Source organism: Polyangiaceae bacterium (assembly GCA_015075635.1).
Classification (GTDB): domain Bacteria; phylum Myxococcota_A; class Polyangia; order Polyangiales; family Polyangiaceae; genus JADJKB01.
Genome location: JABTUA010000001.1, coordinates 1,807,251 through 1,827,068 on the forward strand (window position 1 = coordinate 1,807,251; position 19,818 = coordinate 1,827,068).

A 19,818-nucleotide genomic window follows, 5' to 3' on the forward strand; every position below is an offset into this window, starting at 1 on the left:
CCCCGACCCCGTCCCCGTCCCGGTCTGGTTCTGGTTCTGGTTCTCCGAGACCAGGCGCATCCCACGGGCTCGGTCTGTGGCCGAGTGCTCGCATCGGCGTCTGGTTCTGGTTCTGGTTCTCCCGGCTCTCCCGGGCGGGTTTGGGGCTGCCGGGCCGGGTGGGTGTACAATCTCCCTCGTGCGCGCTCGTTCCCTCTCGGCGATCGCCGTCGCGGCCGGCCTTCTCTATGCCTGCACCGCGTTCAACGACGCCGAGTCGCTGCTCACCGACCAGGACGGCGGCGCCTCCGGGGGTGACGCATCCATCGAAGGCATCGCAGGCGGCGGTGGCTTTCCGGGCACCGGGGGCTCGTCGGCGAGCGGCGGCACGGATGGAGGCGGGGGAGCGGCCGGGGGCGGGGGCTGGCCGAGCGGTGGTGGCGGCACACCGAGCGGCGGCGGCATGCCCAGCGGCGGCGCACCGAGCGGCGGTGGCGCACCGAGCGGCGGTGGCGCACCGAGCGGCGGTGGCGCACCGAGCGGCGGCGGCGCACCGAGCGGCGGCGGCGCACCGAGCGGCGGCGGCGCACCGAGCGGCGGCGGCGCACCGAGCGGCGGTGGCAGCGGCGGGACTACGCCGCAGTGCACCTCCGCGGCGCAGTGCAACGACAACAAGGTGTGTACGACCGACACCTGCGCCGGCGGGACCTGCCAGAACGCGGCGGTCTCGAACGGCACCGACTGCGGCGACGGCAACTGGTGCAACGGTGACGAGAAGTGCCAGAGCGGTAACTGCGCCGCGGGCTCGGCGCCGAGCTCCTTCACCCAGTGCGGGACCACCTGTCCCGCGAACTACTACGCTGCCTCGTACAGCTGCTCCTCGACCTGCGGCTCGCCGAGCGGACCGCGCTCGACCTGTAACCCCGCGTGCAGCACCTCGTTCGCGGCGTGCGGGGGCTGCCCCAGCGGCTACTACCAGGCCAGCGCTTCCTGCAGCACGAGCTGCGGCAGCTGCGGGGTGTCGAGCGGCCAGCGCTACACCTGCAACCAGATCTCCGGCACGTCCTTCGCGGTGTGCGGCGGCTGCCCGGCGGGTTACCACCCTGCGAGCACGTCGTGCAGCACGAGCTGCGGGAGCTGCGGGGTGTCGAGCGGAAAGCGTGATACCTGCAACCAGGACACCGGCTCGAGCTTCGTGAGCTGCGATCCCTGTCCGAGCGGCTACTACGCGGCGAGCACGTCGTGCAGCACGAGCTGCGGGAGCTGTGGGGTGTCGAGCGGCCAGCGGTACACCTGCAACCAGCTCCCGACCGGCTCGTTCACCGCTTGCGGGTCGTCGTGTCCTGCGGGCTTTCACGTCAGCTCGCAGACCACGAGCGTGAACTGCGGGAGCTGCGGGGTGTCGAGCGGCGCGCGGGTGACGTGCGCGCCGAACTAGTTGACGCTCGCGTCCCAGCAGCAGCGGAAACCGATGTCCGGGCCACCTGACGAGCGCAAGAGCGGAGTGGCCGGAGCGCACGTCATGGCGACGTCAGCGGTGAAGACCGAGCCACCTCGGTGATTGCAGTTGGCGTCTGCATCCTGGGGCTTGTCGCAGGCGTCCTCCCACTCCGAGACGTTGCCGATCAGGTCGAAGGCCAGCTTCCCCGTCGTGAAGCTCGTGCAGTTCGGGTGGGACGCGACCGGCTGCACCGCCGTGAGCGTGTCGTCGACGCAGCGACCCGGCTCGAAGCTGTCGCCGTAGGAGTACTTGTCCGCCCCCGCAGGCCCAGCGCAGGCCGTGTACCACTGGTTCTCCTGCGTCGCGGCGCCGCTGGGGGACACCGGACCCGAAGGGATCTTGCCGCACAGGCGCTTGCCGGCCCATCTGCAGTAGGCGTAGGCGCTGCACCAGTCGACGCAGCGGATCGGGAAGTCCGGGTCCTTGCCGGAGGAAAACGTGGGGCAGCCGGCCCAACTCTTTGGGTTGTAGTCGGTGAGCGTGGCGCAGGCGGTGAGGTTCGTCAGATCCGTCGGGCTCGCGTCCGCTGCGCCGATCTCCGCGAGGAACTTCGAGTAGTGGCCGTTGGTGACCTCGGTCGCATCGACGCAGAAGCTCTGTGCCACCGGCACCAGGGTTGGACCTTTCTTGCCCACGGGGCAGTTGAAGCCCCCGTCGGGCGCCCCGCCGCTGCCGGATGAGCCGCCGCTCGGCGCTCCGCCGCTGCCCGCGCTGCCGCCTGTCGGGGCTCCGCCGGTGCTCGTGCCGCTGCTGCCCCCGCTTCCGGCGGCGCCGCCGCTGCCCCCGGTGGTGCCCTCGTTCGTGGTCGACGACGAGCAAGCGCCGATCGACACCATCGCCAGGAGGCCGAGAACCCAGAGCCGCACGACGCTGGAGTCTATCAGCTCCGGCGGGCTCGCGCGAAATCCCGCAGTTTTCCCGACGCACCCCCCGTGCTACCCGAGCGCTTCGAGAACATGCCCGAGCGCTGGGAAGCCGTGATCGGACTCGAGGTCCACGCCCAGCTCCTGACGGAGACGAAGCTGTTCTGCGCCTGCCCCACGCGCTTCGGCGAGGAACCGAACCGGAACGTGTGTCCGGTGTGCCTGGGCCTGCCGGGGGCGCTGCCGGTGCTGAATCGGCGCGCGGTCGAGCTGGCCGTGCGCGCGGCGACGGCGCTCGGCTGCACCGTCCACGAGCGGAGCGTCTTCGCCCGCAAGAACTACTTCTACCCGGATCTGCCCAAGGGCTACCAGATCAGCCAATACGAGCGCCCGCTCGCCAGCGCCGGGCACCTGGACATCGAGCTCGACGGCGAGCGAAGGCGCGCGGGCATCACCCGCGTGCACATGGAGGAGGACGCCGGCAAGAACGTGCACGGCGTGGGCGGTGACTCGCTGGTGGATCTGAACCGAGCGGGCACGCCCCTGGTCGAGATCGTGGGCGAGCCGGATCTGCGGAGCGGCGCCGAGGCCGCGGCCTACCTGCGCGCCTTGCGGGACGTGCTGGTGTTCCTGGGCGTGAACGACGGGAACCTGGAGGAGGGCAGCTTCCGCTGCGACGCCAACGTCTCCGTGCGCCGGGCCGGCGATCCGAAGCTCGGGACCCGCACCGAGATCAAGAACGTCAACAGCTTTCGCTTCGTGCAGCGCGCCATCGAGCTGGAGATCGCGCGGCAGGTGGCCCTGCTCGAGTCGGGCGACCGGGTCGTGCAAGAGACCCGCGGCTTCGACCACGACGCCGGCCGCACCTATTCGCTGCGCTCGAAGGAAGAGGCGCACGACTACCGCTACTTCCCCGATCCCGATCTGCCGCCGCTCGCGGTCGGCGCCGAGCTCCGCGAGATCGCGCTCCGGGACATGCCGGAGCTGCCGGCCGACAAGCGCGCGCGCTACGTCGGGCTGGGCCTGTCCGCCCAGGCCGCGCAGACGCTGACCGCGCACCCGGGCATCGCGCGCTTCTTCGAGGACACGCTGAGCCGCGCTCCGGACGCGCTCAAGGTGGCGAACTTCGTCCAGACCGAGGTGCTCCGCGACGCGAAGCTCCACGGTCTCGAGGCCAGCTTCAGCGTGAGCCCCGCTCAGGTTGCGGAGCTGCTCTCGCTGATCGAGGCCGGCAAGATCAGCGGCAAGCAGGCCAAGGAGGTGTTCGCGGCGATGGCCGGCACCGAGAAGCTGCCGAGCGCCATCGTCGAGGAGCGCGGGCTCGCCGTGGTCTCCGACGAGAGCACGCTCCTGCCCATCTGCCAGCGCTTGATCGCCGAGCACCCGAAGCAGGTCGGAGAGGTGCGCGCCGGCAAGAAGGGCATGCTCGGCTTCTTCGTCGGTCAGGTGATGAAGGCCACCGGCGGCGCGGCCGATCCCAAGCTGGTGAACGCGCTCCTCGAGCGCCTGATCCGAGAGGAGAAGAGCTAGTGCCCATCCCGCACCCCGAGCCCCTTTCCGGCAGCAGCTACTCCGCCGTCGAGCTCACGCCCGAGAACGACGCGGTGCTGATGCTCGATCAACGCCGCCTGCCAAACGAGGAGCACTACGAGCGCCTGACCACGTCGGCGGAGGTTGCGCGGGGGATCCGCGACATGGTGGTGCGGGGCGCTCCCGCCATCGGCATTGCCGCGGCCTACGGCATGGTCCTCGGCGCGCGGCAGGCAAAGAGCCGCGAAGAGCTGGGGGTGCTCGCCGCCGAGCTCCGGCGCGCGCGCCCGACGGCGGTGAACCTGATGTGGGCGGTGGATCGCATGCTGGGCGCCGCCGCGCGCTCGTTGGATGCCGACGCGTTGGCGGTGGTGGCCCGGGCCATCCACAAGGACGACGTGCGCGCCAACCGCCGCATGGGCGAGCTCGGCCAGGCGCGGGTGCCGGACGGCGCCACCATCCTCACGCACTGCAACGCCGGAGCGTTGGCCACCGGCGGCTACGGCACCGCGCTCGGCGTGATCCGCGCCGCGGTGGAGGCGGGCAAGCGCGTGCGCGTGCTGGCGGACGAGACGCGGCCCTACCTGCAAGGGCTCCGGCTCACTGCCTGGGAGCTCAACCAGGACGGCATCCCGGTCGAGCTGCTCACCGACGGCATGGCCGGCTGGTTCTTCTCCAAGGGTGCCATCGATCTCGCCATCGTCGGCTCCGACCGCATCGCGCGCAACGGTGACGTCGCCAACAAGATCGGCACCTATTCGGTGGCCTGCCTGGCACGCCTGCACGAGCGACCGTTCTACGTCGCCGCGCCCTGGTCCACCGTGGACGTGGCTTGCCCGAGCGGCGCCGACATCCCGATCGAAGAGCGCAGCATCACCGAGATCACCCACTTCGCCGGCGCGCGCATCGCGCCGGAGGGCGTGGGCGCGCGGAACCCCGGCTTCGACGTCACGCCCGCTCGCCTGGTCAGCGCCATCTTCACCGAGCGCGGCGTGATCGATCCGGTGGGGGAAGCGGGGGTCCTTTCGCTGGAGAGCGCGGGATCGCTCTGAGCTCCCTTGACCGAGCCCGCCACGTGAGAAACCCTTCTCGGGCGCGCGAGGTGGCCATGAATCCTTCGAAGCTCTTTCTGGGTGTGTCGCTCTCGGTCTCGCTGGCCCTCGGAGCGTGCAGCAGCGCCAACGACTCTGGCGGTGGCAGCGGCGCCGCCGGTGGCTTCGGCGGCGCGGGCGCCGGCGGCAGCGGTGGCAGTGGCGGCATCGCCCTCGGCGGCTCCGGCGGGGGCCTCGACATCGACGGCGGTGGCGCGACCGGCGGCGGCACCGGCGGCGGGTGCAGTCAGGCCATCGACATCGTGTTCTCGATGGACGTCTCGACCAGCATGGGCGCGTTCCTGAACAAGCTCGCCGACGAGATCGAGGCGGTGGACAAGGCCGTGAAGGCGCTGAACCTGACGGCCGAGCCGCACTACGGCCTGATCGTGTTCGTGGACGACACGCTGTTCGCCAACTCGTCTCAGCCCTACGCCGACGTGCTCACCCTCGAGACCGACTTCAAGTCCTGGGCCAGCTTCACCTCGAGCAACCAGCAGACCGCCGGCGGCAACGCCAACACCACCTTCCCGGAGAACAGCCTCGACGCCCTGTATCGCGCGGCCAAGGAGTTCGCCTGGCGCCCCAAGGAGACGACCCTCAGGCTGGTGATCCACACCACCGACGACACCTTCGTGCAGGGCCCGACCACCCACAACGGCGTGCAGGTGCTGCACAACTACCCCGAGACGGTGAAGCAGCTCCAGGACCAGCAGGTGCGCGTGTTCGGCTTCGCGTCGCTGCTCGGCGGCCCCTTCGAGACCGACGACGTGAGCCAGGGCTGGTTCACCACCGTCGCGGGCAGCCCCAGCATCCCGGACGCCACCGGCGGCGGCGTCTACAAGCTGGACGACGTGATGAGCGGGACGGTGTCGCTTTCGGACGCGATCCCGGCGGCGGTCAAGGACACCTACTGCAAGCCGTACCCGACGCCGAAGTGATTCGGTCGACGCCGCTGGTCACCGGCGCCGCCTCGCTCTAGATTCCCGGGCGCCTTGGCCTCCGACGTGAAGATGGTGGGGATCCGCGACCCCAAGCCGGCCTGGCTGAAGGTCAAGGCGCCGAGCGGCGAGCGCTACGCGGCGCTCAAGCAGACCTTCCGCCAGCTCGACCTGAACACCGTGTGCGAGGAGGCGCGCTGCCCCAACGTGGGGGAGTGCTGGGGCGCCGGCACCGCGACGCTGATGATCCTCGGCCACACCTGCACGCGTGGCTGTCGCTTCTGCGCGGTGACCACCGGCAACCCCCGCGGCGCCGTGGATCCCCGCGAGCCGGAGCACGTCGGAAGGGCGCTCTCCAGCATCGGGCTCCGCTACGTCGTGCTGACCATGGTCGACCGCGACGACCTCTTGGACGGGGGTGCCGCGCACGTGGCCGCGACCATCCGCGCGCTGCGCCGACACCAGCCGGAGCTCCTGGTCGAGGCCCTGGTCGGCGATTTCGGGGGCCGAAAACGCGACGTGGACGTAGTGCTGGACGCGGCGCCGGACGTGTTCGCCCACAACATCGAGGTGGTGCGCCGGCTCACTCCGACCATCCGCGACCAGCGCTGCGACTACGACCTCTCGCTCGAAGTGCTGCGTCACGCCAAGGCGCGGGCGCCAGCACGCTTCGTGAAGAGCTCGCTGATGGTGGGCATCGGCGAGCACGACGACGAGGTCGAGCAGACGCTCGCGGATCTGCGCGCGGCGGGCGTGGACGTGGTGACGCTGGGCCAATACCTCCGGCCCAGCGAGAAGCACGCCGCCGTGGCGCGCTACGTGGAGCCGGAGCGCTTCGAGGCCTGGGCGGCGATGGGCCGAGCGCTCGGCTTCGCGCACGTCGCGGCCGGCCCGCTGGTGCGCTCGAGCTACCACGCCGCCGAGGCCTTCCTCTTGGCCCAGCTCCGCCCCGAAACCAGCCCAGAAATGGCCGCGAAACCCCCCGAGCCGGCCGCCCCGGCGGCGTTCGTCCCGGCCGCGCGCCTGGCGCGCCGACCCGCTGACGGCTGAGCGGAGTTCGGCTAGGCTCGCTCGGCTCGGGAAGGACCATGATGACCGACGAAAGCCTGCTCGGACGCGTCGCGACCAAGCTCAGCGAACCTCCGTCCTACGCGGAGCCAGGCCAGAAGGGGTCCATCCTCACGGTGGCCGCCGCGTCTTTCGGCAGCAAGCCGACCACGGACGACGTCACTCAACCGACCGGCTTCGACCCGGAGGCGGCGGCGCTGTTCGAGGCCGTGGTCGAGAGCGCGTACCTGGTGGCGAACGCCGACGGCCACTTCGACGACACCGAGCGTGCGGCCTTCGAGCAAGTGGTCGTCACCGCCTGTCAGGGCGCCGTGGAGGAGGGCCAGGTCCACGCCTTGATCGAGGATCTTGCCGACCTGGTGCAGGAGGACGGCATCGACAAGCGCATCGAGATGGTGGCTCGCACCATCTCGAAGGTCGATCACCAGCAAGAGGTGCTGCGGGTGGCCTCCCTCTTGGCGCAGGTCTCCGGCGGAGTCAGCGACGAAGAGCGCGACGTGCTGGTGAAGCTCCAGCGAGCCTTCGAGCTGGACGACGCCGCGCTGGCTCGCGCGCTGTCCGAGGCCGAGGGCGCCTTCGCCGAGTGAGTGCGCCGCTTCTGCGAGCACTGCGGCGCCTATCGGGAGGCGCACGAGAGCGGCTGGGCCGGGGCACGCCGCGGTCGCGGTGTGCGCGAGCTGTGGTGGGGCGCTGCGCAAGGAGGCGCAGCGCGTGACCGTGCCGATCACGCGGGCGCTGCTCGCCCCGAGAGTGAGAACGAACACGAGCCTGGCCTGACGCGACGCGTTGGCTCGGCGGCGGAGTTTCCAGACATTTTCCCTGCGCGCCAGCCCGCGCGTTCTCGGCTTGGGGCAGGCGGCGGCTTGGTCTAGGCTGCGCTCGCGCCCCGAGCCGGTCCACCGCCGCGCCCACTCGGCGGAGCCGCATCCCGCGGGCGCCCAAGGACCGATGACGTCAGCACAAGAGAGCAGCATCTACGATCAGGTCGAGCGCGACGACGACGTCGTACGCGTGCTCGGGACGGACGGCAGCTTGGACTCGCAGCACGACCCGGGGCTCTCCGCCGAGGAGGCCGTGCACCTGTACCGGCACATGCTCCTGACCCGCATGATCGACGAGCGCCTGGTGACCCTTCAGCGCCAGGGCCGCATCGGCTTTCACATCGGCTCTCTGGGCGAGGAGGCCGCGATCATCGGCTCGGCTTACGCGATGCGCAAGCAGGACTGGCTGTTCCCCTGCTACCGCGAGTTCGGCGCCGCGCTGCTGCGTGGCATGCCGCTCCAGCGCTACGTCGACAACATGTTCGGCAACGCCAACGATCCGGTGAAGGGCCGGCAGATGCCCGATCACTACACCTGCAAGGCCGCCCAGTTCGGCAGCGTGAGCTCGCCCATCGGGACGCAGATCACCCAGGCCGTGGGCTTCGCCTGGGCCGCCAAGATCCAGAAGAAGGATCTGGTGACCTTGGCGTACTTCGGTGAAGGCGCCACCAGCTCCAACGAGTTCCACAACGGGCTGAATTTCGCCGGTGTGTTCAAGACCCCGACCGTCTTCTTGTGCCGCAACAACGGCTGGGCCATCAGCGTGCCGACCGAGCGCCAGACCGCCACGCGCACCTTTGCCGAGAAGGGCATCGCCTACGGCATCCCCTCGCTGCGTGTGGACGGCAACGACCTCTTCGCGGTCATCGCGGTCACCCGCGACGCCGTGCGGCGCGCCTCCCAGGGAGAGGGCCCGACGCTGATCGAGGCCATCACCTATCGCATGGGTGGCCACTCCACCAGCGACGATCCGACGCGCTACCGCGACAAGACCTTGCTCGACCCCTGGCACGAACGGGACCCGCTGACCCGCATCAAGCGCTACCTGGACAAGCAGGGGCTGTTCACCGACGCGGAGGAGCAGAAGCTCAAGGCCGAGATCGACGCGCGCCTGAAGGACGCCGTCGAGATCGCGGAGAAGACACCGGCACCCGCCCTCGAGTCCCTGTTCGAGGACGTCTACGAGAAGCTCTCCTGGAACCTGCGCGAGCAGCGCGACGAGCTGCTCGCGGGCCCGCGCGCGCCCAGCGCGCATCATTGATGTCACCCCACTCTGGCCGATCGTGATCTGATCCTGCCAAGACCCCAGAAGTTGTTCCGGGCTCGGCCTTCGGCCTCGCAGCCCCACCTGACGCAGAGAGACAATCGACATGACGCAAATGAACATGGTTCAGGCCATCAACGACGCGCTGCGCATCGCCATGCGCAAGGACGAGCGCGTGGTCGTGATGGGGGAAGACGTGGGCAAGGTCGGCGGGGTGTTCCGCGTGACCAGCGGCCTGTACGACGAGTTCGGCGACAGCCGCGTGGTGGACACGCCGCTCTCCGAGGGTGGCATCATCGGCGCCGCCGTCGGCATGGCGCTCTACGGCATGGTCCCGGTGCCCGAGATCCAGTTCTCGGACTTCATCTGGCCGGCCTACGACCAGATCGTGAGCGAGGTGGCGAAGTACCGCTACCGCTCCGGCGGCGAGTACACCTCGAAGATGGTGATCCGCACCCCGGTGGGCGGAGGCATCCGCGGCGGGCACTACCACTCGCAGCACCCCGAGGCGCAGTTCATCCACGTGGCGGGGCTCAAGGTGGTCTGCCCGTCGAACCCTTACGACGCCAAGGGCCTGCTCCTGGCCTCCATCGCCGACCCCGACCCGGTGCTGTTCTTCGAGCCCAAGCGCGTGTACCGCGCCGCCAAGGGCGACGTGCCCGAGGGCGAGTACACCGTGCCGCTCGAGAGCGCGGCCGTCGTGCGCGAAGGCAGCCAAGTCACGGTCATCGCCTACGGCGCCATGCTCTACGAAGCGCTCGACGCTGCGCAGAAGGCCGCCGAGCAAGGCGTGGACGCCGAGGTCGTGGATCTGCGCACGCTCTGGCCCGTGGACATCGAGACCATCGTCTCGAGCGTGAAGAAGACCGGCCGCCTGATCATCGTGCACGAGGCGCCGAAGACCTGCGGCTTCGGCTCCGAGCTGGTGAGCCTGGTGGTCGAGAAGGCGTTCTACCACCTGGAAGCGCCGCCGGTCCGCGTGACGGGCTACGACACTCCGTTCCCGTACACGCTCGAGATGGAATACCTGCCGCTCTCCCACCGCATCCTTCCCGCCATCCTGGAGACGGCCCGCGCCGTCTGAGATTCGGAGCCCGACGCATGAGCAATTTCGAGTTCAAGCTGCCCGACATCGGCGAAGGCGTGACCGAAGGCGAGATCGTCAACTGGCTGATCAAGGAGGGCGACAGCGTCCGCGAGGATCAGGAGATGGTCGAGGTCATGACTGACAAAGCGACCGTGACCATCGGCGCGCCCAAGGCCGGGCGCGTGGTCCGGCTCGGCGGCAAGATCGGCGAGATCGTGCCGGTGGGTCAGGTGCTGGTCGTGATCGATCTCGCGGGAGGCGGCGCGGCCCAGCCGGTCGCGACCGCTCCGGAGGCGCCCACCACGCCTTCGCCGGCCAAGAAGGACGAAGGCCCGGCGGCGACCGCCGTCGGCGACATCCGCGAGACGTTGCCCGGCATGGCTGCGTTCGCCAGCAAGAAGCCCGCGGCCGCGCCCGCACCCAGCGCCGGCAACGGCGGCTATTTCAACGACAAGCCCCTGGCCGCGCCGGCCACGCGCAAGCTCGCCCGGGAGATGGGCGTCGATCTGCGCCATGTGGCGCCGAGCGGGCCTGCCAGCCGCGTCACCCGCGAGGACGTCGAGCGCCACGCGGTGCGCGCCAAGGCGCCCGCGCCGCTGATCCAGATGCCGGTCGCCGAGGTCTCCGTCCACCACGCGGTGACGGTGGTCCCAGAGGGCGAGCCTCGCTCGGTGAAGAAGCCGGAGATCGTCGGTCCGCCGCGCGTCGCCGGCGACCAGCGCGTGCCGCTCAGGGGGCTGCGCAAGCGCATCTACGAGAACATGGCCCGCAGCAAGCACACCGCGGCCCACTTCACCTACGTGGACGAGTGCGACGTCGGCGCGCTCAAGGCGCTGCGCGATCGCACCCGGGCTTTCGCGGAACGCGATGGGGTCAAGCTCACGTTCCTGCCCTTCATCGTCAAGGCGGTGGTCGCAGCGCTGAAGCGCTTCCCGGCGCTGAACTGCCTGGTGGACGACACGGCTGGGGAGATGGTGCTCAAGGGCAACTACGACGTCGGCGTCGCGGCGGCGACGGAGGCCGGGCTCATCGTGCCGGTGGTGCGCAACGCCGACCGCCTCAGCATCATCGAGATCGCTGCGGAGCTCGAGCGCCTGGCGGCGGACGCCCGAGTGAGCAAGAGCAAGAAAGAGGACCTCGGCGGTTCCTCGTTCACCATCACGTCGCTGGGCAAGCTGGGCGGCCTGTTCGCGACCCCGATCGTCAACTACCCCGAGGTGGCCATCCTCGGCGTGCACGAGATGAAGCGACGCCCGGTGGTGAAGGGCGATCAGATCGTGATCGGCGAGGTGATGCTGCTCAGCCTGAGCTTCGATCACCGCATCATCGACGGTCACGTCGGGGCGGCCTTCGCGCAGGAGATCATCGGCTTGCTCGAAGAGCCCGAGCGCTTGCTGGTGACGATGGCGTGATGTGGGTGAGTGTGCGCGAGCACCGTATGTCGCCGCTGTGACGGTTTGGGTGTAGCCTTTCTGCGTCCAGAGCGATGAGGGGCCAGCCGACAAAGTCGTTCCGAATGGGCCTGTCGGCCGCGGCGCTGCTGCTCCTCGCCTCGGGTGCGGCTCGCGCACAACCTGCCGGCCCCTCGGCTGAGGACATCAAGGCCGCGGGCGCCGAGTTCGACCTCGGCAAGCAGTCCTACAAGAAGCGCGCCTGGGTCGAGGCAGCGGAGCATTTCGAGGCGGCCGACGCGCGTGCGCCGAGCGCCGTCGCGCTCGAGCTGGCGGTGCGCTCCCGAGACAAAGCGGGACAGCTGGATCGAGCCGCCACGCTGGCCGAGCTCGCCCTCGGCCGGCACGCCCAGGAGGCCGGTCTGACGAAGCTCGCCGAAGGCGTGCTCAAGCGGGCGCGCTCCGAGCTCCACGCGCTGAAGGTGAAGTGTACGCCGGCCTGCGAGCTGGTGCTCGGGACCAAGCTGGTCCACGGCGCTGCCGCTGCCGAGCGCACGGTTTACCTCGCGCCCGGCGGCGTGCAGGTCAACGCCAGCTGGTCCGGCGGTCGGACGCGCGTGACGCCGGTCCAGGCAGTGAAGGGCGGTCAGAGCGAGGTCTCGTTCGACGCGCCGCCGGAAGAGAAACCACCGGAGTTGCCCGCGTCTGGGCCCGGGCCCAAGGCGGGCGGCTCAGGCCCAACCCCCGCGCCGTCGCCCGCGCCCACACCGACGCGCGACACCGGGACGAAAGAGGGCGGGGGGCTGCCTCCCGTAGTGTTCTTCATCGGCGCCGGGCTCACCGTCGTCGCCGCTGGTGTGACCGTCTGGAGCGGCATCGACACGCAGAACAACCCGGGCAAGGACAAGGTCCGGGAGGAGTGCGCGGGTCAGGGCACGAGCTGTCCGGCCTACCAGGACGGGCTCGATCGGCAGAACCGCACCAACATCTTGCTCGGGGTCAGCGCGGGCTTGGCCGTGACCAGCGGAGTCATCGGCGCGTTCTTCACCGACTGGTCCGGTGGGTCGAAGCAGGACAGCGCGCGGGTCGAACCGTGGCTCGGCCTGGGCTCCGTCGGTGCCCGGGGGAGGTTCTAGGCGATGGCCGCGCGGCTCATCGACGTGGACACCGAGGGGCGCCAGCTCATCGATCGCTACGAGCTGGTCGCGGAGATCGCCTCCGGCGGCATGGCGACCGTCTTCCTGGCGCGCCTCACCGGCGTCGGAGGCTTCCAGCGCCTGGTCGCGATCAAGCGCCTGCACCCGCACTTGGCCGGCGAAAAAGAGTTCGTCGACATGTTCCTGGACGAGGCCCGGCTGGCCGCGGGCATCCACCACCCGAACGTGGTGCCCATCCTGGAGGTCGGCGCGAGCCCCCGCGGCTACTACCTGGTGATGGAGTACATCGAGGGTGACACGCTGGCGCGCCTGCTCGCGCGCGCCGCGACCTCCGGTGAACGCGTCCCAGCTCCCGTCGTGCTCCGGGTGGTGCTGGACATGCTGGCGGGCCTGCACGCTGCGCACGAGCTCAAGGACGAGATGGGCCAGCCCACGGAGCTGGTCCACCGCGACGTGTCGCCGCAGAACCTCCTCGTGGGCACCGACGGCGTTTGCCGCATCACGGACTTCGGCGTGGCGCGGGCCGCGACGCGCCTCTCTGGCACGCGGGTCGGGCAGCTCAAGGGAAAGATCGCCTACATGGCCCCCGAGCAGGCGCTCGGACACGCCGACATCGATCGTCGCGCCGACGTGTTTGCCGGGGGCATCGTGCTCTGGGAGGTGCTCGCAGGGCGGCGGCTGTTCAAGGCGGCGAACGAGGCCGGCACGCTCTCCCGCGTGCTGAACGACCCCATCTCCAACTTGCAGGCGGTGGCACCCGACGTGGACGCGGCGCTCTCGGAGGTCGCCATGAAGGCCCTCGAGCGCGACCGCGACAAGCGCTTCACCACCGCCGCGCAGTTCGCCGATGCCCTCGAGCGGGCCGCGACGCAGGCCGGAAAGTTGGCGAGCCCCAAGGAGCTCGCTCAATACGTCAGCAGCGTGCTCGGCGACGAAATCGCCCAGCAGCGAGACGCGGTGCGCGCATGGCTCGCGCGCAGCGAGCCGAGTCAGGTCTCGCCGCTGTCGCGCGGCCCGATCAGCTCCAGCGTCTCGAGCGCGGCGATGTTCGTTCCCCGCGAAGGCGACCTCACCGTCGCCGAGCCCATGTCGCGCAGTCAGGTCACGATGGCTGCACCGGCCGCGCCGCGCAGGACCGGCCTCTACCTCGCCATCGGCACCCTGGTCGTGCTCTTGGGAGGAGGCGGGCTGTTCTTGCTCGGTCGGTCCAGCAAGTCCGCGCCGACGAGCCCAGCCGCCACGGCTCCTGTCGTGGTGACGCCACCCGCGCCGAGCGTGGAGCCCGCGGCTCCGCCGTCGAGCGCGGGCCCGGAGCCGACGCCGAGCGCCGAGCCGACGCCGAGCGCCTCGGCGAGCCAGAAGAAGCCAGCGCGGCCCACCGGGGGCGGCAAGACCGGGGGCGGCAAGGGCGGCGACGACCTGCCCAGCAACCCGTATCGGTGATCCAGCTCAGGGGTGGTCCTTCGCCCACGCGTACGCGGTGTACGCTGCGGCGAGGTGGCACACCCAGCCGAAGAACCCGCCCGTGCCCAGCCACAGGCCCGGCGTGACGATCAGCCAGAACAACCCGCGCAGGAACTTGCCGTTGTAGAACTGCCCGACGCCGGGGATCAGGAACGACAGGACGGCGGCGACCCCGGGCTTGCTCATGCCCGGGAAGATGGGCGCCGGTGCTGCCCTGTCAACCAGCGGCGCCGGCTCGAGCCGAGCGTCGCGGGGAGAATCCGGCAGAAATCCCGCTCCGTTGACAGCGCCGTGCTTGGCTGCTAGTTCTCGCCACCCCTTTCTCCCCGGCGCAGGGTTCATTCGTCCTTTCGCGGGGTTAGCGGGCGGGTGTGAGCCGTGGCCGTCAAGCGAATCTGCCTCTTCACCGGGAACGCGAATCCCGAGTTGGCGCACGAGATCTCCAGGGTCTTGGGCTCGCCGCTCGGTGAGGCTCGCGTGTCGCGCTTCAGCGACGGCGAGACCTTCTGCGAGGTGCGCGAGAACGTGCGCGGGCTCGACACCTACGTGGTCCAGCCGACCAGCTCGCCGGTCAACGACAACGTGATGGAGCTGCTGATCCTGTGCGACGCGCTCCGGCGCGCGTCTGCCGCTTCCATCACCGCCGTCATCCCGTACTACGGGTACGCCAGGCAAGACCGCAAGGTGGCTCCGCGCACGCCCATCACCAGCAAGCTGGTGGCGGACGTCCTGGTCACCGCCGGGGTGACCCGGGTGGTGTGCGTGGACCTGCACGCCGGTCAAATCCAGGGGTTCTTCAACATCCCGTTCGACCACCTGTACGCGCTGCCCGTGTTCCTGGACGACTACCTGAAGCTGCGCTTCGACGCGGGCGCCTGCGTGATCTCGCCGGACGCCGGTGGCGTCGAGCGTGCCCGCGCCTACAGCAAGCGCCTCGGCGCCTCGCTGGCCATCGTGGACAAGCGGCGCGAACGCGCGAACGTCAGCGAGGTGATGAACATCATCGGTGACGTCGAGGGGCTCGACTGCATCATCGTCGACGACATCATCGACACCGCGGGGACGCTGTGCAACGCGGCCCGCGCGCTGATGGACGCCGGCGCCAAGAGCGTCGTCGCCTGCGCCACGCACGGCGTGTTCAGCGGCCCTGCCATCCAGCGCATTCAGGAGTCCGCGCTGAAAGAGGTCGTCGTCACCAACTCCATCGCGCCCTCCGAAGAGGCGCGCGCCTGCGAAAAGATCAAGGTGCTCAGCATCGGGCGCCTGCTCGGCGAAGCCATTCGCCGCATCCACAACAGTGATTCCGTGAGCTCGCTCTTCGTGTGAGCTCGTGAGTTCGAAGGAAAAGTCGTCATGCAGCTCGCCAAAGTCGCCGCCACCCACCGCAAAGCCGCCGGAAAGAACAAGTCGCGCCGCATGCGCCTCGCCGGCACCATTCCGGCCGTCGCCTACGGCAAGGGCCAGCCCGCGCTGGCGATCGCCGTCTCGCCCAAGGATCTGGTGGGCGTGCTCGCTCGGCCGCTCGGGCGCAACTCGCCCATCGAGCTCGACGTCGAGGGAAAAGAGACTCTGACCGTGCTGCTCACGGACTACCAGTACCACCCGGTGTCTCGTGAGCTGCTCCACGCCGACTTCCTCAAGATCGCCCTCGACGCGCCCGTCGACGTGGAGGTGCCGCTCGAGTTGACCGGCAAGGCCAAGGGCGTGGTGGAGGGCGGCGAGCTGCGCCAGGTCTACCGCAAGGTGCCGGTACGCTGCCTGCCCAAGGACATCCCGGTGAAGCTGGTTCACGACATCACCGAGCTCGGGCTCGACCACTCGCTGCCGGTGAGCGCGCTGGCGCTGCCGGCGGGGGTCAGCGTGCGCCTGCCTGCGGAGCAGACCGTCGCCGCCGTGGCCACCATGAAGAAGGTGGTCGAGGAAGAGGCCGCGGCTACCACGGCTGCCGCTCCGGGCGCCGCCCCGGCTGCTGGCGCAGCTGCTCCGGCGGCGGGTGCCGCGCCGGCCAAGGCTGAAGGCAAGCCCGAGAAGAAGTGATCCTCGTCGTCGGCCTGGGAAATCCCGGTCCGCGCTACGCCGACACGCGCCACAACGTGGGCGCGATGGTGGTGGAGCGCGCGGTCGAGCGCGCTGGCGGCGGCCCCTGGCGGGAAAAATTCAGCGCCCGATTGGCGCCGTTCTCGGCCGGCGGGGCGTCCTTGCTCGCGCTCTTGCCTCAGACCTACATGAACGAGTCCGGGCGCAGCGTTCAGCCCTGTGCCGCGTTCTACAAGCTCGAGCCTAGCTCGGTCTTGGTCGTCCACGACGAGCTGGACCTACCGCTGGGCGAGCTGCGCCTGAAGCAGGGTGGGGGGGATGCCGGACACCGAGGGCTCGGCTCCGTCACCCGGCACCTGGGCCAGGACTACCTGCGGCTGCGTCTCGGGATCGGCCGCCCACCCCCCGATTTTCGCGGTGACGTCGCAGATTTCGTGCTACAGGCGTTCGCCCCTCACGAACGGGCGACCCTCGACGAGGTGCTCGCACGGTCCGTCGAGGCGATCACGCTCCTGGCGAGCCGGGGCCTCCCGGCAGCGATGAACGTGATCAATCAGCGCATTCCGCGCTGAGGGCTCCTTGCTCCCGGCTCGTCCGGGGGCCGCAGTCCAGAAGGAGAAGACATGACCGAGACCACGACCGCGGGCCCGAGAGCCCGCGAATACGAAACCATCTACATCATGCGACCGAGCGTGGCGAAGGAAGCCGCGGAGAAGGTCGCGGGCCGCATCGAAGAGGTGGTCGGGCGGGAAGGTGGCAAGCTGACCCAGGTCGAGACCTGGGGTCGGCGTGCGCTCGCCTACCCGGTCGCCAAGCAGCGTCGCGGCGTCTACGTGTACGTCAAGTACTGGGGCGGCGGCGCCCTGGTCAACGAGCTGGAGCGCAACCTCCGCATGCTCGACGACGTGATCAAGTATCAGACCGTACAGACCGGCGGCGAGACCGAGCTCGCCAGCGTCGCGGTGGATCCGGACGCGGTGAAGTTCGAGGCCATCGAGGCCCCGCCCGAGGACGAGCAGGAGTACTCGCTCGAGCGCGAGCTGGGTCTGGTCGACAGCCCGGACGCCCCGCCGCTGCGTGACGACAGCTACGACGAGGAAGCAGAAGTGCTCGCTGCCGTTGGCGACGAGGAGGACGACAAATGAAGGACAAGGACCGAGGCTCCGTGCCGCCGCCTCCCGGCGGCGAAATGGCCGGCGCATTCCGCCGCGCGCGCCGTCGCGGCTGCACCTACTGCTCCGACGAGGCGCAGAAGATCGACTACAAGGACCCGCAGTCCCTGCGCTACTTCGTGACCGAGCGCGGCAAGATCGTGCCGCGTAGAATCTCGGGCGCGTGCGCCAAGCACCAGCGCGAGATTCAGGTCGCCGTCAAGCGCGCGCGCAACATCGCGCTCTTGCCGTTCACCTCCAACTGAAGAGACGACCCATGGCTACTCCCATCAAAGTCGTGCTCAGCGAGGACGTGGAGAACCTCGGCTCGAGCGGTGATGTCGTGCGCGTTCGCCCCGGCTATGCGCGCAATTTCCTGATCCCCCGTGGCCTCGCAGTCCCGGCCACGCCGTCGAACCTGGCGCGCGTGGACGACCTCAAGCGAGCGGCCGCCGGCCGCGCGCAGAAGGAGCTCGCGGGCGCCGAAGAGATCGCCAAGAAGATCGGCAGCGTCAGCGTGAAGATCGCACGCGCCGTGGGCGAGGAGAACAAGATGTACGGGTCGGTCACGACCCGCGACATCGAGGAAGCCTTCGCGCAAGCTGGCGTGGAGATCGATCGCAGGAAGCTCGCGCTCGCGGAGCCCATCAAGGTCCTCGGTCTGCACGAGGTGATGCTCAAGCTGCACCCCAAGGTCAGCGTTGCGCTCAAGGTCGAAGTGGTGAAGGAGGCCTGAAGAGGTTTCCGACTTTCAAGCTTGAATCTCCCGAGCGCTTCTGAGAGAAGCGACCCCGACACCCCGGCTGCCTCGTGCACGCCGGGGTGTCGTGTTTTTGGCACCCTGGGGACAACTGGTGGAGCAGGTATGGGCAAGCTCGGGAGCGAGCCCGGACTTTGCCTGACCGATCTCGGGGGACGTTTCGAGGTATGCGAGAGAGACGGCGAGCATGAGCGCGGATCGACAGCGAAACCGAGACCTGGCGGCGGAGCTGAAGCCGGTGGCCGGCCGCATCCCACCCCACGACCTCGACGCCGAGGCAGCGGTGCTGTCTGCCGTGCTCCTGGCCGCCGAGGCGTTCGACCGGGTGCAGGAGGTGCTGGCCCCGGAGCATTTCTACGCGGACGCCCACCGGCGCATCTTCGAAGCGGTGCTCGATCTGCACAGCTCGAGCAAACCGGTGGACCTGGTCACCGTGGCGGCCTGGCTCAGGGATCGGGAGCGCATCGCCCAGGTGGGCGGCATGGAGTACCTGGCGCAGCTCTCCGACGCCACCCCGGCCGTGGCTCACGTCGAGAGCCACGCCAAGCTGATCCGCGAGAAGTGGCGCATGCGCCAGCTCATCGCCACCTGCCAGCGCGTCGCCGCCGAGGGCTACTCGAATGCCGAGGAGGTGCAGGCCTTCATCGATCAGGCCGAGCAAGCGGTGTTCGACATCGCGCGCATCCCGGAGGGGTCGTCCATCGTGTCGGTGAAGGACGCCATCCACGGCGCCTTCCAGATCTTGGCCGAAGCAGCCAAGCGCGGCGGTGGCATCACCGGTACGCCGACCGGCTACAAGCAGCTCGATCGCAAGACCGCCGGCCTGCACGCCGGTGACCTCTACATCGTGGCGGGCCGGCCCGGCATGGGGAAGACCTCGCTGGTGCTCAACATGGCGGTGAACATCGCCATGCCGCGGCGCCGCGCGGTGGACGAGAGCTCGGATCCGTACGGGGAGGGCGACATCGAGGAGGCCGGCGACGGCGTCGCGTTCTTCTCGCTGGAGATGCCGCGCGAGCAGCTGGCATCGCGCTTGCTCGCGGTCGAGGCGCGGGTGGACGTCTCACGCATCCGCAGCGGCGACATGCGACGCGAGGACTGGAACAAGCTCACTGACGCCGCCGCGCGGCTCGGGCGCCTGCCCATCTGGCTGGACGACACGCCGGGGCTCACGCTGCTCGATCTCCGGGCGAAGATCCGCCGGCTCCAGGCCGACGTGAAGCGCGGCGACGCGCCCGGTGGCGCGCGGAAGCTCGGGCTGGTCTGCATCGACTACTTGCAGCTGATGCAGGGGCGCCGCGACGCGGCCAGCCGCGAGCAAGAGATCAGCGAGCTGTCGCGCGGGCTGAAGCAACTGGCCAAGGAGATGGGCGTTCCGGTGATGGCGCTCTCGCAGCTGAATCGCTCGGTCGAGACGCGCACCACCAAGGACAAGCGACCGCAGCTCAGCGATCTGCGCGAGTCGGGCGCCATCGAGCAGGACGCCGACGCCATCTTCTTCATCTACCGCGACGAGTACTACTTCAAGGACAGCCCGGACCGCGGCATCGCCGAGATCATCGTGGCCAAGCAGCGCAACGGGCCCACCGGCTCGGTGAAGGTGAAGTTCAGCTCGGAGTTCACTCGCTTCGACGACCTAGCCCCGGACGAGTACGACTTCGACGAATTCGACGGGTTCGACGCCGGCGCGGCCTGAGGGGAGGGGTCCCGGCG

At 69.7% G+C, this 19,818-nt stretch carries 20 protein-coding genes; 18 read left to right on the forward strand and 2 right to left on the reverse strand.

Going from position 1 to position 19,818, the window contains the following annotated elements:
• Positions 1 to 178: 178 nt before the first annotated feature.
• Positions 179 to 1,417 (forward strand): hypothetical protein, encoded by a 1,239-nt coding sequence (locus HS104_08080; GenBank protein MBE7479927.1) that lies wholly within the window; start codon positions 179 to 181, stop codon positions 1,415 to 1,417.
• Here HS104_08080 and HS104_08085 read toward each other — a convergent pair.
• On the reverse strand, positions 1,414 to 2,346 hold the full coding sequence (locus tag HS104_08085; GenBank protein MBE7479928.1) for an SUMF1/EgtB/PvdO family nonheme iron enzyme: 933 nt from the start codon (positions 2,344 to 2,346) through the stop codon (positions 1,414 to 1,416). The two genes, HS104_08080 and HS104_08085, sit on opposite strands and share 4 nt — an antisense overlap.
• Before the next feature lie 90 nt (positions 2,347 to 2,436).
• Here HS104_08085 and gatB point away from each other — a divergent pair, with 90 nt between their 5' ends.
• The 10 genes from gatB (at position 2,437) to HS104_08135 (ending at position 14,136) form a co-directional block, all read left to right on the forward strand.
• Positions 2,437 to 3,873: an Asp-tRNA(Asn)/Glu-tRNA(Gln) amidotransferase subunit GatB gene (gatB, locus tag HS104_08090; protein ID MBE7479929.1), complete on the forward strand. Its 1,437-nt coding sequence runs from the start codon at positions 2,437 to 2,439 to the stop codon at positions 3,871 to 3,873.
• Positions 3,873 to 4,925, forward strand: coding sequence for an S-methyl-5-thioribose-1-phosphate isomerase (gene mtnA / locus HS104_08095; GenBank protein MBE7479930.1), 1,053 nt, complete (start codon positions 3,873 to 3,875; stop codon positions 4,923 to 4,925). The genes gatB and mtnA overlap by 1 nt, the downstream gene beginning before the upstream one ends.
• 56 nt (positions 4,926 to 4,981) lie before the next feature.
• On the forward strand, positions 4,982 to 5,905 hold the full coding sequence (locus HS104_08100) for a VWA domain-containing protein (GenBank protein MBE7479931.1): 924 nt from the start codon (positions 4,982 to 4,984) through the stop codon (positions 5,903 to 5,905).
• A gap of 72 nt (positions 5,906 to 5,977) precedes the next feature.
• Positions 5,978 to 6,955: a lipoyl synthase gene (gene lipA / locus HS104_08105; GenBank protein ID MBE7479932.1), complete on the forward strand. Its 978-nt coding sequence runs from the start codon at positions 5,978 to 5,980 to the stop codon at positions 6,953 to 6,955.
• Between the two features lie 41 nt (positions 6,956 to 6,996).
• Positions 6,997 to 7,560: a tellurite resistance TerB family protein gene (locus HS104_08110; protein MBE7479933.1), complete on the forward strand. Its 564-nt coding sequence runs from the start codon at positions 6,997 to 6,999 to the stop codon at positions 7,558 to 7,560.
• A gap of 361 nt (positions 7,561 to 7,921) precedes the next feature.
• A complete protein-coding gene (pdhA, locus tag HS104_08115; protein MBE7479934.1) occupies positions 7,922 to 9,055 on the forward strand; it encodes a pyruvate dehydrogenase (acetyl-transferring) E1 component subunit alpha in 1,134 nt (377 codons plus the stop codon).
• Between the two features lie 109 nt (positions 9,056 to 9,164).
• A complete protein-coding gene (locus HS104_08120) occupies positions 9,165 to 10,142 on the forward strand; it encodes an alpha-ketoacid dehydrogenase subunit beta (GenBank protein MBE7479935.1) in 978 nt (325 codons plus the stop codon).
• Between the two features lie 17 nt (positions 10,143 to 10,159).
• The gene (locus HS104_08125; protein MBE7479936.1) at positions 10,160 to 11,557 is read left to right on the forward strand and encodes a 2-oxo acid dehydrogenase subunit E2; all 1,398 of its coding nucleotides are present in this window, start codon (positions 10,160 to 10,162) and stop codon (positions 11,555 to 11,557) included.
• A 104-nt stretch (positions 11,558 to 11,661) separates the two neighbouring features.
• Complete coding sequence (locus tag HS104_08130; protein ID MBE7479937.1) at positions 11,662 to 12,672, forward strand: hypothetical protein; 1,011 nt, start codon at positions 11,662 to 11,664, stop codon at positions 12,670 to 12,672.
• A gap of 3 nt (positions 12,673 to 12,675) precedes the next feature.
• Positions 12,676 to 14,136 carry a protein kinase gene (locus tag HS104_08135; GenBank protein MBE7479938.1) on the forward strand — a complete coding sequence of 487 codons (1,461 nt, stop codon included), beginning with the start codon at positions 12,676 to 12,678 and terminating at the stop codon, positions 14,134 to 14,136.
• Positions 14,137 to 14,142: 6 nt separating this feature from the next.
• Here the strand turns inward: HS104_08135 and HS104_08140 are convergent, their stop codons facing one another.
• Positions 14,143 to 14,343, reverse strand: coding sequence for a hypothetical protein (locus HS104_08140; protein ID MBE7479939.1), 201 nt, complete (start codon positions 14,341 to 14,343; stop codon positions 14,143 to 14,145).
• A 192-nt stretch (positions 14,344 to 14,535) separates the two neighbouring features.
• Between HS104_08140 and HS104_08145 the strand changes: the two genes are divergently transcribed.
• From HS104_08145 to dnaB, 7 genes are all read left to right on the forward strand, one after another.
• Complete coding sequence (locus tag HS104_08145; GenBank protein MBE7479940.1) at positions 14,536 to 15,483, forward strand: ribose-phosphate pyrophosphokinase; 948 nt, start codon at positions 14,536 to 14,538, stop codon at positions 15,481 to 15,483.
• Positions 15,484 to 15,510: 27 nt separating this feature from the next.
• Positions 15,511 to 16,194, forward strand: coding sequence for a 50S ribosomal protein L25 (locus tag HS104_08150; protein MBE7479941.1), 684 nt, complete (start codon positions 15,511 to 15,513; stop codon positions 16,192 to 16,194).
• On the forward strand, positions 16,191 to 16,766 hold the full coding sequence (locus HS104_08155) for an aminoacyl-tRNA hydrolase (protein ID MBE7479942.1): 576 nt from the start codon (positions 16,191 to 16,193) through the stop codon (positions 16,764 to 16,766). Before HS104_08150 ends, HS104_08155 begins: the two co-directional genes overlap by 4 nt.
• Positions 16,767 to 16,817: 51 nt before the next feature.
• Positions 16,818 to 17,339 carry a 30S ribosomal protein S6 gene (gene rpsF, locus HS104_08160; GenBank protein ID MBE7479943.1) on the forward strand — a complete coding sequence of 174 codons (522 nt, stop codon included), beginning with the start codon at positions 16,818 to 16,820 and terminating at the stop codon, positions 17,337 to 17,339.
• Positions 17,336 to 17,611: a 30S ribosomal protein S18 gene (locus tag HS104_08165; GenBank protein ID MBE7479944.1), complete on the forward strand. Its 276-nt coding sequence runs from the start codon at positions 17,336 to 17,338 to the stop codon at positions 17,609 to 17,611. The genes rpsF and HS104_08165 overlap by 4 nt, the downstream gene beginning before the upstream one ends.
• A 23-nt stretch (positions 17,612 to 17,634) precedes the next feature.
• The gene (locus HS104_08170) at positions 17,635 to 18,081 is read left to right on the forward strand and encodes a 50S ribosomal protein L9 (GenBank protein MBE7479945.1); all 447 of its coding nucleotides are present in this window, start codon (positions 17,635 to 17,637) and stop codon (positions 18,079 to 18,081) included.
• A gap of 211 nt (positions 18,082 to 18,292) precedes the next feature.
• Positions 18,293 to 19,801: a replicative DNA helicase gene (dnaB, locus tag HS104_08175; protein MBE7479946.1), complete on the forward strand. Its 1,509-nt coding sequence runs from the start codon at positions 18,293 to 18,295 to the stop codon at positions 19,799 to 19,801.
• The last annotated feature ends 17 nt before the right edge of the window (positions 19,802 to 19,818 follow it).

Coding starts and splice junctions, on each gene's coding strand:
- HS104_08120 (MBE7479935.1), top strand. CDS start 9,165: ATGACGCAAATGAACATGGTTCAGGCCATCAACGACGCGCTGCGCATC.
- HS104_08125 (MBE7479936.1), top strand. CDS start 10,160: ATGAGCAATTTCGAGTTCAAGCTGCCCGACATCGGCGAAGGCGTGACC.
- rpsF (MBE7479943.1), top strand. CDS start 16,818: ATGACCGAGACCACGACCGCGGGCCCGAGAGCCCGCGAATACGAAACC.
- HS104_08140 (MBE7479939.1), bottom strand. CDS start 14,343: ATGAGCAAGCCCGGGGTCGCCGCCGTCCTGTCGTTCCTGATCCCCGGC.
- pdhA (MBE7479934.1), top strand. CDS start 7,922: ATGACGTCAGCACAAGAGAGCAGCATCTACGATCAGGTCGAGCGCGAC.
- lipA (MBE7479932.1), top strand. CDS start 5,978: ATGGTGGGGATCCGCGACCCCAAGCCGGCCTGGCTGAAGGTCAAGGCG.
- HS104_08100 (MBE7479931.1), top strand. CDS start 4,982: ATGAATCCTTCGAAGCTCTTTCTGGGTGTGTCGCTCTCGGTCTCGCTG.
- HS104_08165 (MBE7479944.1), top strand. CDS start 17,336: ATGAAGGACAAGGACCGAGGCTCCGTGCCGCCGCCTCCCGGCGGCGAA.
- gatB (MBE7479929.1), top strand. CDS start 2,437: ATGCCCGAGCGCTGGGAAGCCGTGATCGGACTCGAGGTCCACGCCCAG.
- HS104_08130 (MBE7479937.1), top strand. CDS start 11,662: ATGGGCCTGTCGGCCGCGGCGCTGCTGCTCCTCGCCTCGGGTGCGGCT.
- HS104_08150 (MBE7479941.1), top strand. CDS start 15,511: ATGCAGCTCGCCAAAGTCGCCGCCACCCACCGCAAAGCCGCCGGAAAG.
- HS104_08135 (MBE7479938.1), top strand. CDS start 12,676: ATGGCCGCGCGGCTCATCGACGTGGACACCGAGGGGCGCCAGCTCATC.
- dnaB (MBE7479946.1), top strand. CDS start 18,293: ATGAGCGCGGATCGACAGCGAAACCGAGACCTGGCGGCGGAGCTGAAG.
- HS104_08110 (MBE7479933.1), top strand. CDS start 6,997: ATGACCGACGAAAGCCTGCTCGGACGCGTCGCGACCAAGCTCAGCGAA.